Raw genomic sequence first — 14,713 nt, 5'->3', positions numbered from 1 at the left:
GCACCGACAAGCTTGAGCAGACTGCGGCCTTGCTGCATGTAAGCGGGCAAGAAACTCGCTGCATTAACCTTTGTGATTTGCGCCTCAAAACCACAACGGAACGACGCGGGGGATTTCGCGTTGTGGGCAATGCTTCTCCACGACCACATCAGCATGGCGCGGCGCCACGTCCGACAGGGCGAGCGGCGCATCGCACGTCAGCACGAGCGGATTGCCTGCCTCAGAACCAGCAGGCTGCCGATCGAGGATGCATTGAGGCTCCTGAGCCTGTTGGAAGAGGTTCACGCATTGCAGCGGCAGCACCTGTCGCGACTGCTATCGAAATCGGCCGGTAAAGCAGTCTCGGAGCTTTCGGCCGAGACGCAAGTGGTGGCGGGCCGGAATGACGTGATTGCGATTCCCGAGCCCATTATCGGGCTCGGGCTGGAGCTGGAGCAAGCGCTTAAAGAAATCTTGAGCGAGTCGGCCGCCAAACCTTCCAAGGACAAACTTCACTAGCCAAGGCGGCTCTCTCGCTCCTCGGGAGTCCTACTGCAAAAAGCGGATCGCTTCAGCCCGCCTTCTCAAGAAAGCGCTTCGCCATAGCCAATGTGGACCTTTTGCCCGCGAATTATCCGACGCCGCAGGCGCGCTACGCTCTCCGTCGCTTAGAAACCGCGCGCCATAGGCGGGGCAGGTGTGACGTTTCGCGTCGGTTTGCGGTCGAAATCCGGAAGCAGCCACCCTATTTGCGTTGAGCCATGATCAGTCGGACCGATCTTTGAATGAGCGAAGCAGCCAAAAGGCGCGCGTTGCTGCTCCTCAATCCCAAGGCTCGGCGCGGCCAGGAGATGCTCGCGCCAATTGTGGAGCGGCTGGGGCGAGGTCGGCTTTCCGTCACCGTTGAGATGTTCGAGGCGTTGCCTGAAATCGCTCGAGACATCGTTCGCTTACGCCATATGGCCGATCTTGTGGTCGTGTGCGGTGGCGATGGTTCGGTGTCCTCGGCGGCGACGGCGATCATGGAAAGCGGCCTGCCGATGGGCATCATTCCTATGGGGACGGCGAATGACCTTGCTCGTACGCTCAACATTCCGATGGATCTCCTGCAGGCCGCCGATGTGATCGCGCGAGGCCGAACCCGACTGATCGATGTCGGGACGGTCAACGGTCATGCCTTTTTCAATGTCGCAAGTATCGGACTCAGCACCGAACTGGCGCAGGGTCTTGACCCCGCACTGAAGAAGCGCTTCGGCAGGCTGGGCTATGCGCTGGCGGCGATGAAAGTGTTGACCCGGGCCGCGCGGTTTCACGCGAAGATTACCGAGAAAGGCGCGGCGATCGAGGTGGAAACCTACCAGATCGCGGTTGGAAACGGTCGGCACTACGGCGGCGGCAACGTCGTGGAAGAAACGGCCGAGATCGATGACGGACATCTCGATCTCTATAGCTTGGAAATGACGAACCTCTGGAAGCTGGCGCTGATGCTCCGCTCTTTCCGTTCTGGAACGCATGGCGCATGGCGTGAGGTGCGCACGGCCAGGTGCGTCGAGTTCGACATCGAGACGCGGAAGGCGATGCCGGTCAACACCGATGGCGAGATCGTCACGTCGACACCGGCCCATTTCAAGGTTCACCCAAAGGCGATCTCGGTCTTCGCGCCGGATCGCGCCGTGTGAGCGCCCCGTCTTACGGTTTGATCAGTTTCCAGTGCCTCGCCTTGCGCTCGATCAGCGGCAGAGCACGAATGTGCTCGCCGTTGAGGAGAGAAGGTCGAAAGCGACGAAGGCGAGCCTGGGCGTTCCAGGTCATGCGCGAATGGATGGCATGGAAGTTCGGCCGTCCGTCGGGATCCCGCGTGATCATCTCGCCGTCGATGAAGGACTCGGGTGTTCGGTTAGCGCGGTCCAAAAGAACGGCCGCCCCTGATGCTCTCGCTGGCCGGCTGACCTACTTTAAGCTAGCGAAGCTTGCGCCCGGGCACCGCCTTTTTGGATCAATGCTGGAAGCGGGACCGGCCGAAAGTTCCAAGCATCTACGCCAACGTCGTACTGGCGTGGAAGCGGCTTAAGCTTCCCATGCGAGTGACCGTGCAAATTGATCGACTTCTTGCCCATCTGATTCCAGGTGCGGAACGGATAGTGGCACAGGATGAGAAGCACCCCATTGAACCTGAGTTCCGCGTAATGCTGAATACTGGCCCATCCGTCGGCGGCGGTCGTTTCGTCCGGGTCATTGTTGCCGATGATCAGGTTCTTGCGCCCATTGAGGCGCGACAGAAGTGCCTCCCCGCCTGCTTTGCCGTGGCGCGCGAAGTCGCCAAGATGCCAGACCTCGTCGTCAGGCGTGACGGTCTCGTTCCAGAAAGAGATCAGCGCTTCGTCATGTTCGGCAAGCGATGCGAAAGGCCGCCGGTCAATCCGTAGGATGCGGGCATCATTGAAATGCGTGTCGCTCGTAAAAAATAGCATCAGGGCATGCCGGCAATGCAGATCGAAACCCACCCTGGGCCTAAGGCTAGCAGCCTTCGGCCCTTAAGGATCTTACCATTCGCACAATGATCCGATCATAAGGCGTTTTCTCCGATCTGCTGTAGTTGATCGTGAAAAGCGCGGCGCGGTCATCACAGACCCTGATGGCGCGAACATATCGGATCTCGCCGTTGTTGATCCCTGAATAGCTGGCCCAGGTCGATGTCAGGCGCCGGTACGTCAACTTCCAGCCGGCCTTTTCGTCTTCCAGCATGCGATGCTCGATCTCGGCCCGAAAGCTGGCTCTTCCAAGTCTGGCGCCCCACACGGCAAGAAACGCGTCTTGTTCGCCTTGGAATGCAGCACCCTGATCCGAATGCTGGGTGAGGACGAAACCAGGCGGAACATCGAATGTGAAGCCCAGTTGCCGGACCCCAAACGGCTGCCACTCCTGGGCCTGAAGAGAGGCGGTGCAAAAAAGAAAAGTAAATATACTGAACGCAACCCGCATCGGCTTGATTTAGCGCCGCTTCATAGGGCGTCCAGATCAGTTGGGGCCCCCCGGCCCACCATCTGGTGATCCATCGCAGAGCTGCAGCGGCGTTCGGGCCATGATCTCGACGGACAAGCCTGGCTTGGCGCAAGTGTGTCGCCGGACTTTGCGGGAAGCTGCCGTGGACCCGCAACCGTCGATGCGGCACACCAGCCGCCAAGCTAACTCCAAGCCTGAATCGGCCGCCGTTCAGGCCCGAGCGGAAAAACTGGGGCGCAGGTCTGCTTCAGGAAAAGCTGGGCGTATACGTCCCGTTCTTCGGCTGTGATGCCTTGCTCGCGAGTCAATTGCTTGAAGGCTTCTCGCAACTGATCGAGGTCGAACGTTGAAATGTGTTTGGAGGTAGTCATTGCGCACCTAGGGGTGATGTTCCACTCATTTCTTGGCAGCTCGCGAGAGGCCTTGCGAAGGCTTGGCTTCCTGTCGGGTTCGCTTGCGCTGCTGTCTCCCAATGCGACGGCAATAGCCGACGCCACGTCGCACCGAACTGCGTTCAGCGAGGCTTGTTCCGCTGAACGGCTTGTCTTCTTTCTAATATTAGCAAAGTCCTTATGAAGGTCCCGCCGGCCCATGACTCGTTAACCATGGCAAAGGGCTTGAGCATTTGGCGACGAAGTGCATCGATGCAACTATCATCAGGACCATCGACGGCCGGGCTGGTCTGTCGACCCGGGCATCGCCATCCCCATTCGATCCCATCGCCCCGCGAAAGAAGGCCAGAGACATGGTGGATCTTATCTGGGAGCCGGCAGCGTTTGCTGGTGATAGGAACGGGTAGACCAGCGGACTCTTAACTCCGCCGGTCCTGGTTCGAATCCAGATTTGCAGCTAGAACTTCGTGTGAGAATTCAATTGCTTGGGATATGTCGTTTGCCGGTATCGCTGTCCGCGGGCTTCGCCTATAGGACGATATATTAGCGAATTAACGAATCGTAGACCGCGCTGTCCTATTCTGGGACAGCGCGGACACTACCCATCGGCCGCGCAGGCGGCTCCGGCTTTCAGGCAACCCTACCCCTGGCCGGAGCCGCCACCTTTTACATACCAGCAAGGGTTGAATCAACCCTTACCAAGCATCCTTACTGGTGCATTTTGCCGATCGTTAGATTTTGAAATGCCGAGAACGTTAGCCGTACCGCGCGGGGATGATCTGCCTCCGCCGCATCCGATGGCATCCGGGAATCCGCCCAAAGGCTTCGCCGATCATATTAGCGATCAACGATGTATTAACGACTAAGGCGCAGCCTTGCCGGATCGGGGACGAGAACCGCCCCCTGATCGACGATCCGGCACTTTATGTGCCGAGACGTTCGACCGATGCGGAGCCAAACGCATGAGCGTCGAAACAGCGCTGGCGCAGCTGTTGCGCATGCTTCACCGTCGAGCCTTGAACCTGGCGGCGTTGCCGGACGATGAAAGACTTGCTCATTACGACCTCATCCGCCGCACGTGCTGCGGAGCAGCCGAGCAAATCGGCCAGAGCCCCGACAATGCTGCCATCACGGCAAACAGCGTGGTCGAATTCACCCGCGCCATGGTGGGCATCATCGAGGCAAGACGCGGGTAAGAAGGCGGCGAGGAAGAGCTGATCGGCTGTCGCGGCAAGCGGCTCATGGCAAATGGCGAAGCCGAGATCGCGCCCTTTCTCTATCCGCCTGCGCCGGCCTCTGCTCCGCCTACTCCGCCGCCGCGTATCCCGCGATGCCCTTGATCTCCAGAAAATCCTCGAGACCGTATTCGGCATATTCGCGGCCGTTGCCGGACTGCTTGTAGCCGCCGAAGGGCAGGCCGGCGTCCCACGTCGGATAGTTGATATAGACGTTGCCGGAGCGCATGCGGGCCGCGGCCTGGCGCGCCTTCTCGATGTCCTTGGCCTGGATGTAGGAGGCGAGGCCGAAGACGGTGTCGTTGGCCAGCTCGATCGCCTGCTCGACCGTGTCGTAAGGCATGATCGACAGCACCGGCCCGAAGATTTCTTCGCGCGCGATGCGCATGTCGTGCGTCACGTTGGCGAAGACGGTCGGGCGGACATAGTAGCCGCGGTTGAGCTCGGTCGGACGGCCGGGGCCGCCAGCGATCAGGGTCGCGCCTTCGTCGATGCCGCTCTGGATCAGGTCTTGAATCTTGTCGAACTGCAGCTGGCTTACCACCGGGCCGAGCTTCGTTCCCGGCGCATCGGCCGGCCCGACGGTGAGTTTCTCCGCCGCCGTCCTGGCATAGCCGGCGGCCTCGTCATGCCGGTCGCGCGGCACGAACATGCGGGTCGGCGCGTTGCAGGACTGGCCGCTATTGCCAAAGCAGCCGGCCACGCCCTTGGTCACCGCCCTTTGCAGATCGACGTCGGGGAACAGGATGTTGGCGGATTTACCGCCGAGCTCCTGATGCACACGCTTCACCGTGTCGGCGGCCGCCTTGGCGACGAGGATGCCGGCCCGCGTCGAGCCGGTGAAGGACATCATGTCGACATCCGGATGGCTGGCCAAAGCCTGCCCGACAGTTGGGCCATCGCCGTTGACCAGGTTGAAGACGCCCTTCGGCACACCGGCCTCGTCCATGATCTCTGCGAAGATGATGGCGTCGAGCGGCGCGATCTCCGACGGCTTCAGCACCATGGTGCAGCCGGCGGCGAGCGCCGGGCCGACCTTGCAGGTGATCTGGTTGAGCGGCCAGTTCCAGGGCGTGATCAGGCCGACGACGCCGATCGGCTCCTTGACGATCAGCGAGGAGCCTTTGACATGGCGAAACTGGAAGGTCTTCAGCACCTCGGCCATCTTCTCCAGATGCGCCTGGCCGGCGCCGACCTGGCTGTCCAGCGCCATCTGGCGCGGCGCGCCCATCTCGCGCGAGACGGCGAGCGCAAGGTCCTTGCTGCGCTTCTTGTAGACCTCGATGACGCGGTTGAGGATGTCGAGGCGCTCCTCGACTTCACTGAAGCCGAAAGTGGCGAAGGCGCGCCTGGCGGCAGCGACCGCCTTGTCGACATCGGCCTTGGTGCCCAGCGAGATCTGCGCGAAGGCGTCTTCGTTCGACGGATCGATGACGTCGAAATTGTTCGGCACCACCGGATCGACCCACACGCCTTCGATATAGAACTGCAGATTGTGCGACATATCTTCTTCCTTCGGCGCGCTTGGCGAGCGTCATATTCCGCCAGAGATAACGACGTGCGTATGGCAACGCAAGACAGGGCCGTTGAGCCAGCGGCGGAGCCGTACCGCAGTCCGCTAAGAGTTCAGTCCTCAAACGAACTGGCGGCCACATAGATCGCGGCAAGCTTCTCGATGCCGGCCTGGTCTTCCTTGTCGAAGCGGCCTGGCAGCGGGCTGTCGAGATCGAGCACGCCGAAGATGCCTTCGTCGTCGCGCAAGAGCACGACCAGCTCCGAGCGCGAGTCGGCATCGCAGGCGATGTGGCCGGGAAAATCGTGCACTTCCTTGATCAGCATCGACATATCGAGATCGACCGCCGTGCCGCAGACGCCCTTGCCGACCGCTATGCGCACGCAGGCCGGCTTGCCCTGGAAGGGGCCGAGCACCAGCTCTTCGTCGGATTGAAGGAAATAGAAACCCGCCCAGTTGAGGTCGGGCACCATCTGGTAGATGAGCGCCGAGGTGTTGGCGGCGTTGGCGATCGAGTCGCGCTCGCCTTCCAGCAGTGCTTTCAATTGCCTGGCCAGCTCACCGTAGAAGGCCGGCTTGTTGCTCGTGTCGATGGCCGTTGCCGCGAACATCCTGGTCGTTTCTCCGTTGCTAGGGCGCTGAAGCGCCCGCTACAGTTTGGCCTTATCTGCCACCAATGCTGCGCGCGGGAAATACACAAGTCGTGAGCGCCATTCTCGCCAACCGAAAACGCGACCGCGCGCAGCCGGAGGCACGCGAGACCCCGCTCACCTTCGCGGTGCTGGTCTTTCCCGGCTTTCCGATGATGGCGTTTTCTTCTGTCATCGAGCCGCTGCGCGGCGCCAACATTCTTGCGAAGCGCGACTGCTACCGATGGGTGATCGTCGGCGCGAACGAGGGCACGGTCGAAGCCTCCAACGGCGTCGTCATCCAGCCCGGCTTCTCGGCCGCCAATGCACCGAAGGTCGATCGCATCGTCGTCTGCTCAGGCGGCGATGCCGACCATGTCGTGGCCGACGAGGCGATGAGCTGGATCCGCAAAAGCCTGCGCGGTGGCGCGCATATCGGCGCCGTGGCGGATGCGGCGTTCTTCCTCGCCCGCGCCGGCCTGCTCGACGGCCATGCCTGCACCTTGCACTGGACCAGCCAGGCCGCTTTCACCGAGGCGTTTCCCGACATCGAGCTCAGGCGCGATCTCTTCGTCATCGACCGCAAGCGTTTTACCTCGGCCGGCGGCGTCGGCAGCCTCGACATGATGCTGGAGATCATCACGCGCGACTACGGCGCCGAGCTTGCCGCGGGTGTCGCGGAATGGTTCGTGCACTCTCCCCTGCGGTCGAGCGTCGACCGCAAGCTGATGCCGCTGCGCCTGCGCACCGGGGTGCAGAACGAGCTGGTGCTGTCGGCGATCGCCATCATGGAGGACGCGGTCGAGGAACGGCTCGGCATGGCGGAGCTGGCTGAGCGGCTTGGGGTCTCGCCCGACAAGCTCGAGCGCAATTTCCGCGCCGAGCTGGATATCTCGCCGAACGGCTATTACCGGCGGCTCAGGCTGAAGCGCGCCGCCGATCTGCTGGCGCATTCGACGCTGATGGTGCGCGATGTTGCGCTGGCCTGCGGTTTTGCTTCGATGTCGAGTTTCGCGCGGGCTTTCAAGGAGGAGCATGGGCAGGCGCCGAAGGCGATGCGGCGGCGGTAGGATCAGAGTTCAACGTCCGGTTTGCCAGTTTCCGACCGGACTTTGACAGGCGGCGATTTCTCGGCGGCGACGTTGGGCCTTGCCTCTTCATAGGTCGCCGCGACATCCCAGATCACCCCTTGGCGATTGGAAGAAGGCGGAAGGTCCAATGTCGGGAATGCTTTGTTGATTTTGTTGATAGCCCAAACCAATCCGACGATAATACCGAAATATGCCGCCAGACATGCGAGCATGGTTGTGTTGCCAAAATCGTCGGCCAGCCAATGCAGAATCGGCTGAATATAGGCCAGAAGGCAGAAGCTGAAAAAAAGCAGGATGTATAAGGGGCCAAGCGCTATTCGATAATCCACGGTGTGGTCCGCAATACCAGATTATTCAGCGACTTTACCACAAAGTCTCAAAGCTGATGAGGCATCGAGCAGAATTTTAGCGGTTGCAGTTCCACACGGCCAGCGGCATCCGGCACAGCACGAGCGGCTTTCCGCACAATACCTTCTCCCCTCCTGCGCAATGGTCGGCATTTACAACCTACTCAAGGCCAGGCACCCATGAGCATCGTCGTTTTCGATCCAGACAGCACCGAGGATGTGGACTTCAAGGACCGCATGCGCCATCCGGCCGCGGCCGATCCCGCCGGCGGCATGTGGCTCTCCGACACCGAGCCCTCCTTCATCGATGCGGACGCACTGCGCAAGGGGCGCCTCGCCAAACTGCGCGCCTGGATGCGCGAGGCGGGCTATGGCGGCGTGGTGCTGTTCGACCCCTATAACCAGCGCTACGCCACCGGCTCGCGCAACATGTTCGGCTATTTCCTGCGCAATTCGACCCGCTACTTCTTCATCCCGACCGAAGGGCCGATCGTGCTGTTCGAATATCCGCAGAGCTACCATGTCTCGATGGTGCTCGACACGATCGACGAGGCGCGTCCTTCCAAGCTCGTCTGGTCCTCCGTCTCCGGCCGCGACGACGAGACGGCGGGTCCGTTCGCCGACGAGATCACCGAGTTGCTCAAGAAGCATGGCGGCGGCTCGATGAAGCTCGGCCTCGACCGCTGCAGCCATCTGCAGGCGCTCGCCCTGGAAAAGCGCGGCTGCGAGGTGAAGGACTGCCAGGGCGAGATTCTTGCCGTGCGCGCGGTGAAAACGCCGGAGGAGGTGAGATGCCTGCAGGCTTCCATGGCCGGAGCCGAAGCCGCGGTGGCCGCCGTGCGCGAGGCGATCAAGCCCGGCGTTTCCGAAAACGAGCTCTTCGCCATTATGTATCACGAGGTGATCCGCCAGGGCGGCGAGTTCATCGAGACCCGGCTGCTGACTTCAGGACAGCGCACCAATCCGTGGTTCAACGAGGCGAGCGGCCGCAAGATCAGGCCGGGCGAGCTGGTCGCGCTCGATACCGACACCATCGGCTGCTACGGCTATTATTCCGACTTCTCGCGCACCTTCCGCTGCGGCCCGGGCAAGCCGACGCCCTACCAGAAATCGCTCTACCGCATGGCGCACGACCAGGTGCAGCACAACATTTCCATCGTGAAACCCGGCATGGCCTTCCGCGAGATCGCCGAGAGGGCCTGGAAAATCCCGGATCGCTTCGTCGACCAGCGCTACACCTCGGTCATGCACGGCGTCGGCATGCATGGCGAGACGCCCTTCATCGCCCACGCGATGGATTACGAGACGTACGGCCGCGACGGCATGATCGTGCCGGGCATGGTGGTGAGCGTCGAAAGCTATATCGGCGAGAAAGGCGGCCGCGAGGGCGTCAAGCTGGAGGACGAGATTCTTATTACCGAAACGGGGACCGAGCTGCTTTCGCGGTTTCCTTATGAGGATGAGTTTCTGGAATGAGCGGTTTGATGCCGATACGCTCTGTTGGCGCCGCCCATACATTGTCGCAGGCGTTCGAGATTGGCCGCCGCACTCATGTCGTCGTCATCCTCGGGCGAAGCAAGGTGCGAAGCGACTCGGCGCAGACCCTAGGATCCATTCCGTTACGTCCGAGCGCCGCAACGGTGCAGAATTCTGTTGGGCCGCACTCTTCGGTTAAGGTAACGGAATGGATTCCAGGGTCTTCGCGACGCCGCTTCGCGGCTGCTTCGCGCTGGAATGACGAAGCTGATACGCTGCGGCACATTCCGACGCGCCGCCGCCCCCCTTTGAGAGCATCCGCATGAAATCCCCCATTTCCATCCGGCGCGGCACGGTAGCCGCGGTGTTCATCGATCTCCAGGAGGAGCATCGCAAGGACAAACGCTATCTGGTCGAGGGCTTTGCCGACATCCTCGCCAACGTCGAACGCCTGCAGGAGGCGGCGCGGCGCAATTTCGTGCCGCTCTATCATTGGGCCTATATCGTCGACCTCGCCGAGGCGCGGCCGTTCCATCCGCTCGACGAGAGCGGCAAGTCGGCCTTCTCCGACAAGGACGATCCGCTGACGGCGATCTGCCATGAAGTGGCGCCGCAAAACGGCGAAGCCACTCTGGTCAAGCAGGAAGCCAGCGTCTTCGGCAAGAACGATTTTGGCGACAAGCTCGAAGCAGCCGGCATCGAATGGCTGGTGATTGCCGGCGTGTGGACCGAAGCCTGCATCGACGCCACAGTGAAGGACGCGGTGGCGCACGGTTTTCGCGTGCTCCTGGTCAAGGATGCCTGCGGCAGCGGCAGCAGCGCCATGCACCAGACCGGCATCCTCAACCTCGCCAACCGCCTCTATGGCGGCGCCGTGACCAACACGCTCGACGCTTGCCGGCTGATGGCAGGCGACACGGTGAGCGTGTGGCAGGTCGAGGGATCGGTGCCGCTGCGCTTCACCTTCGAGAATGCGGCGCGACTTTACGCAGAGCTCTGACCGCGAAGACCGGAGACCCAGCCGCCCGGCAAGGCGCAGCAATTATGCGCGTCAGCCAACTTTAGCCTGCGGAACAGCGCACAAGAATTGCGGAAAACCAAACATTTCGCCGCGGAAAGCGGACCTATGATCCCCTCGCAGGCAACGGCGCCCGGCGGCCGTATCCACCTCCGCGCCTGACGGCAATCGGGGCCGCCCACCGGGTTTCGTGCAGGTCGTCGCCGCCAAAAGCCGCCGCGCGGGCGACCTGGACCAACAATAGAGGGAACGACAATGAAATTCATGCTGACCGACAGAAAACTGCACCCGCGGGCAAAGCCGACCGCGGAGGATTTCAAGAAGGGCGCGATCAGCCGGCGCGAGTATCTGGCGCTTATGGCCGGCTTGGGCGTCAGCGCCGCCGGCGCGCTGGCGTTGGGTGGGCTTGCCCCCTTGCCTGCCCGCGCCGAGGAGCCGAAGCGGGGCGGGGTCCTGCGCGTCGCCATGAACGTGAAAGGCTTCAAGGATCCGCGCACTTTCGACGGCGTCGAGATGTCGAATGTGGCGCGTCACTGCAACGAATATCTGGTGCGCTGGAAAACCGACTTCACCTTCGAGCCTTGGCTGCTCGAAAACTGGGAGACCAGCGACGATGCCAAGACGATCACCCTTCACGTGCGCAAAGGCATCACCTGGTCGAACGGCGACACTTTCAACGCCGACGACGTGATCCACAACCTCAACCGCTGGTGCGATGCCTCGGTCGCCGGCAATTCGGTCGCTGCGCGCATGGGCGCGCTGGTCAACGCCGACACCAAGAAGCCGGTCGACGGCGGCATCCAGAAAGTCGACGACTACACCGTCAAGCTCAACCTGCCAAAGCCCGACATCTCGCTGATCGCCGGCATGGCCGACTATCCGGCGCTGATCATGCACCGCTCCTATGAAGGCGATGCCGATCCGAAGAAGGCTTTGGCCATCACCACCGGCCCGTGCGAGTTGGTGAGTTGGGACGCCGAGACCGGTGCGGAGGTGAAGCGCAAGGACAAGTGGTGGAAGGGCGAGTTCTATCTCGACGGCATCAAGTGGGTCGACTACGGCTCCGATCCCAACGCCATGCTGTCGGCTTTCGAATCCGGCGAGATCGACACCGACCACGAGACCGCCTCGGACGCCGTGTCGCAGACCGAGCAGATGGGGCTCGAAAATTCCGAGATCGCGACCGGCTCGACCATCGTCGCGCGCTTCAATGTCGGCAACGCGCCCTATGACGACGTCAAGGTGCGCCGTGCCGCCCAGCTTGCCGTCGACAATGCGGCCGTGCTGAAGCTCGGCCTCGACGGCAGGGGCAAGCCCGCCGATAACCACCATGTCGGACCGATGCATCCCGAATTCGCCGATATCGGCCCGGCCAAGCGCGATGTCGACGCAGCGAAGAAGCTGTTGGCCGAATCCGGCAAGGCCGAGCACGAATACGAGCTGATCTCGGTCGACATCGAATGGCAAAAGAGCACCGCCGACGCGATCGCCGCCCAGATCCGCGAGGCCGGCCTCAAGATCAAGCGCACCGTGCTGCCGGCCGCCACCTTCTGGAACGACTGGAGCAAGTTCCCCTACTCCTGCACCGAATGGCTCGGCCGTCCGCTCGGCGTCCAGGTGCTGGCGCTGGCCTATAAATCAGGCGCGGCCTGGAACGAAAGCGCTTATTCGAACAAGGAGTTCGACGAGCTTCTCGATAAAGCACTTGCGACGCCGGACGCCGCCCAGCGCAAGGAGATCATGGCCAAGATCGAGCAGAATTTGCGCGACTCCGGCATCATCATCCAGCCCTACTGGCGCTCGGTCTACCGCACCTACCGCAAGGGCGTGCATGGCTGCGAGCAGCACCAGGCGCTCGAGCAGCATTTCGAGACGGTTTGGCTGGAGTCCTGATTCCTCCCGGACCGATCGCGACGATCTGGGCCTGAGCGGCGCCGTGCAGCGCTGCGCCCAGCATCCGGACAATGTCTGGGCGCAGCACGGGCTGGTCGAATGCCTGAAGCGGCGCCGCGAGAGCGAGGAGCTGCCGGGCTTGCAGGCGAAACTTGCTTTGGCGCTGACCAAGGCGGACGTGCCGATCACTTCGTCATGCCTCTGCCGCACGAGCGTGCGGGCAGACCACTGCTGTTGTCGCTGAGACAGCGGGCGGCCGCCCTCAAAGTTGAAGGCGGCCCGGCCGTTGCTAAGAGAAGATTTTCGCCAATTCGTCGACGCTGGTGCCTTCCTTGACTTGGCGCAGTTCGACATAGCTGACCGCGGTGGCGACGGAGAGCACCATCGAGACGACGGCCTGCACCACGGCGGCTCCCAGTTCGGCGAGGATCCCGCCGAAGAGGAGCAGCACCACCAGGATCCCCCACTGGATGACCATCGCGATGATGACCAGGACGAGGAAGAGGCCGAACAGCGACCAGCGATTGCCTTTGGTCAGCGCTCGGCTGCGCGACATCGAGCCGAATACGCCCAGCCGCTCCTGGATGAGAACGGGAACCGACATCGACCAGCCGAGCCACAGGATGATGCCGGGAACGATCAGCGCGATCATAGCAAGCGCAGAGCCGATGCCGACGAGCAGGCCGATCGCAAGCGTCGGCAACAGGAAGCGGATGGCAATCTGCACGCTGTCGCCGAACGATGGCCGCCTTCCGTTCAGATCCTCGATTGTTGCCCGCACCAGCGACGACTGGAGCAGCAGCGTGAAGACGAAGGAAATCAATCCCGCGAGGATGCTGAGATAGGAGTTGCGCAGCACCGCGTTCGGATCCGCCATGGCACTCGGATCGCCATTCATCACCGCTTCCATCTGCGGTTGGGTCCATAACCTGATGAGCAGCGTCGGCAGGCCGGCAAACAAAAGCCCAAGCCCGACGCAGAGTCCTATGTTGCGCGTGATGACGGCAAAAGTGCTGTTAAACACCCTGCCGATTTCGAATCTGCCTGGTCGTCCCAATGTCGCAGTGGTCATGATAGCTTTCCCCCGAGCCGCTGCCGAATCCAATTCGGCAACTTCAAAGTAAATCTGCCAAGAACGGCGGGGCCCCGTCCAGTGGACTTGCAATTGTTTCGGGTATTCCCGGTGTCAGCCAGAACCGCCGACTGCAGCAAAAGCTCACGGTCGCGCTCTGATTTGAGGCTAGGAAGGCGATTTTGCAGGACAGGCAGGCTCTCAGCGGGGGCTGCCGCTCACCAGCACTTCGGCCGGCCTCGCCAGCATCCCAGACTACGAGAATATCTCCGCCAGTTCATCGACGCCGGTGCCTTCCTTGACCTGGCGCAGTTCGACATAGCTGACGGCGGCTGCGACGGAACCCACCATCGAGCCGATGCTCTGGACCATGGCGGCCACGACGGCGGCGACGATGCCATGGAATAGATAAACGACCACTCCGGTTATGGATTGAATCACGAGCCCCATGATGACCAGGATCACGAAAAGGCCAAACAGAGCCCAGCGGCTGCCTTTGGTCAGGGCGCGGCTGCGCGACATCGAGCCGAAAACGCCCAAGCGCTCCTGAATGAGCACCGGTATTGCCACCGACCAGCCGAGCCCGAGGATAATCCCAGGCACCAGCAAGGCAATCGAGGCCGCGCCAACGCCGAGCGCTACAAGCAGACCTATGGCGACCGTGGGCAACAGGAAGCGGATCGCTGTTGCGATGGGATCGCCGAAAGTCGGCTTCTTGCCGTTCATGTCCTCGATCGCCACCCGGACGAGGCTCGACTGCAACAGAACCGCAAGAACGAGATAGAGTATTACAATGACCGCAATTCCAACGATGAAGCCGAGCTTGTGGTTCGTGATAGCCGCGGCGAAATTCGCCGGATTTCCAGGATGGGGATTTAGACGCACGAGCTGGGTGACCAGTTGCGGTAGTCCTGAAAACAGCGCCGCAAGACCAACGCAGAGTACAATGTTACGACCGATCACGGAGAAAGTGTTGTTGAACACTCGGCCGATCTGAAAACTCTCCGGCCATACCAACGCGGCTGAAGTCATGACGCCCTCCCCTGCTTGGCCGCTCTGCGCCAG

At 61.7% G+C, this 14,713-nt stretch carries 16 protein-coding genes; 8 read left to right on the top strand and 8 right to left on the bottom strand.

The window, feature by feature from the left end; genetic code table 11:
- The first annotated feature begins 129 nt into the window (after nucleotides 1-129).
- Nucleotides 130-498, top strand: a complete 369-nt coding sequence (locus tag EOD29_RS13140; protein ID WP_127246920.1) for a hypothetical protein — start codon at nucleotides 130-132, stop codon at nucleotides 496-498.
- A gap of 266 nt (nucleotides 499-764) precedes the next feature.
- Nucleotides 765-1,658: a lipid kinase gene (locus tag EOD29_RS13135; RefSeq protein ID WP_067329930.1), complete on the top strand. Its 894-nt coding sequence runs from the start codon at nucleotides 765-767 to the stop codon at nucleotides 1,656-1,658.
- Nucleotides 1,659-1,668: 10 nt separating this feature from the next.
- On the opposite strand, the gene EOD29_RS13130 is transcribed toward EOD29_RS13135, so the two are convergent.
- From EOD29_RS13130 to EOD29_RS13120, 3 genes are read right to left on the bottom strand one after another with little or no spacing between them, the layout of a single operon-like run.
- Nucleotides 1,669-1,890 (bottom strand): hypothetical protein, encoded by a 222-nt coding sequence (locus tag EOD29_RS13130; protein WP_127246919.1) that lies wholly within the window; start codon nucleotides 1,888-1,890, stop codon nucleotides 1,669-1,671.
- Nucleotides 1,891-1,934: 44 nt separating this feature from the next.
- Nucleotides 1,935-2,450 carry a metallophosphoesterase gene (locus EOD29_RS13125; protein WP_067329925.1) on the bottom strand — a complete coding sequence of 172 codons (516 nt, stop codon included), beginning with the start codon at nucleotides 2,448-2,450 and terminating at the stop codon, nucleotides 1,935-1,937.
- 46 nt (nucleotides 2,451-2,496) lie between these two features.
- Nucleotides 2,497-2,961: a hypothetical protein gene (locus EOD29_RS13120; RefSeq protein WP_067329922.1), complete on the bottom strand. Its 465-nt coding sequence runs from the start codon at nucleotides 2,959-2,961 to the stop codon at nucleotides 2,497-2,499.
- Nucleotides 2,962-4,336: 1,375 nt separating this feature from the next.
- On the opposite strand from EOD29_RS13120, the gene EOD29_RS13115 reads away from it, so the two are divergent.
- On the top strand, nucleotides 4,337-4,570 hold the full coding sequence (locus EOD29_RS13115) for a hypothetical protein (RefSeq protein WP_127246918.1): 234 nt from the start codon (nucleotides 4,337-4,339) through the stop codon (nucleotides 4,568-4,570).
- A gap of 109 nt (nucleotides 4,571-4,679) precedes the next feature.
- On the opposite strand, the gene EOD29_RS13110 is transcribed toward EOD29_RS13115, so the two are convergent.
- On the bottom strand, nucleotides 4,680-6,113 hold the full coding sequence (locus EOD29_RS13110) for an aldehyde dehydrogenase family protein (protein ID WP_127246917.1): 1,434 nt from the start codon (nucleotides 6,111-6,113) through the stop codon (nucleotides 4,680-4,682).
- Between the two features lie 122 nt (nucleotides 6,114-6,235).
- Nucleotides 6,236-6,733 carry a GAF domain-containing protein gene (locus tag EOD29_RS13105; protein ID WP_127246916.1) on the bottom strand — a complete coding sequence of 166 codons (498 nt, stop codon included), beginning with the start codon at nucleotides 6,731-6,733 and terminating at the stop codon, nucleotides 6,236-6,238.
- Nucleotides 6,734-6,924: 191 nt separating this feature from the next.
- Here EOD29_RS13105 and EOD29_RS13100 point away from each other — a divergent pair, with 191 nt between their 5' ends.
- Nucleotides 6,925-7,821: a GlxA family transcriptional regulator gene (locus tag EOD29_RS13100; protein ID WP_245475342.1), complete on the top strand. Its 897-nt coding sequence runs from the start codon at nucleotides 6,925-6,927 to the stop codon at nucleotides 7,819-7,821.
- Nucleotides 7,822-7,823: 2 nt separating this feature from the next.
- On the opposite strand, the gene EOD29_RS13095 is transcribed toward EOD29_RS13100, so the two are convergent.
- Complete coding sequence (locus EOD29_RS13095; RefSeq protein WP_067329908.1) at nucleotides 7,824-8,171, bottom strand: hypothetical protein; 348 nt, start codon at nucleotides 8,169-8,171, stop codon at nucleotides 7,824-7,826.
- Nucleotides 8,172-8,369: 198 nt separating this feature from the next.
- Here EOD29_RS13095 and EOD29_RS13090 point away from each other — a divergent pair, with 198 nt between their 5' ends.
- The 4 genes from EOD29_RS13090 to EOD29_RS13075 all read left to right on the top strand — a co-directional run bounded on the left by EOD29_RS13090 (nucleotide 8,370) and on the right by EOD29_RS13075 (nucleotide 12,820).
- Nucleotides 8,370-9,665 carry a Xaa-Pro peptidase family protein gene (locus tag EOD29_RS13090; RefSeq protein ID WP_127246915.1) on the top strand — a complete coding sequence of 432 codons (1,296 nt, stop codon included), beginning with the start codon at nucleotides 8,370-8,372 and terminating at the stop codon, nucleotides 9,663-9,665.
- A gap of 322 nt (nucleotides 9,666-9,987) precedes the next feature.
- Nucleotides 9,988-10,665 carry an isochorismatase family protein gene (locus tag EOD29_RS13085; RefSeq protein WP_127246914.1) on the top strand — a complete coding sequence of 226 codons (678 nt, stop codon included), beginning with the start codon at nucleotides 9,988-9,990 and terminating at the stop codon, nucleotides 10,663-10,665.
- Between the two features lie 273 nt (nucleotides 10,666-10,938).
- Complete coding sequence (locus EOD29_RS13080) at nucleotides 10,939-12,576, top strand: ABC transporter substrate-binding protein (RefSeq protein WP_127246913.1); 1,638 nt, start codon at nucleotides 10,939-10,941, stop codon at nucleotides 12,574-12,576.
- Between the two features lie 43 nt (nucleotides 12,577-12,619).
- Nucleotides 12,620-12,820 (top strand): hypothetical protein, encoded by a 201-nt coding sequence (locus tag EOD29_RS13075; RefSeq protein ID WP_348630423.1) that lies wholly within the window; start codon nucleotides 12,620-12,622, stop codon nucleotides 12,818-12,820.
- A 45-nt stretch (nucleotides 12,821-12,865) separates the two neighbouring features.
- On the opposite strand, the gene EOD29_RS13070 is transcribed toward EOD29_RS13075, so the two are convergent.
- Nucleotides 12,866-13,648, bottom strand: coding sequence for a hypothetical protein (locus EOD29_RS13070; protein ID WP_127246912.1), 783 nt, complete (start codon nucleotides 13,646-13,648; stop codon nucleotides 12,866-12,868).
- 255 nt (nucleotides 13,649-13,903) lie between these two features.
- Nucleotides 13,904-14,680, bottom strand: a complete 777-nt coding sequence (locus EOD29_RS13065; protein WP_127246911.1) for a hypothetical protein — start codon at nucleotides 14,678-14,680, stop codon at nucleotides 13,904-13,906.
- Nucleotides 14,681-14,713: the final 33 nt, after the last annotated feature.

The organism is Mesorhizobium sp. M1A.T.Ca.IN.004.03.1.1, from assembly GCF_003997555.1.
In the GTDB taxonomy this organism is placed as follows: Bacteria; Pseudomonadota; Alphaproteobacteria; order Rhizobiales; family Rhizobiaceae; genus Mesorhizobium.
Note: the sequence above shows the minus strand (reverse complement) of the source record. Positions and strands in the feature narration are given on the sequence as shown.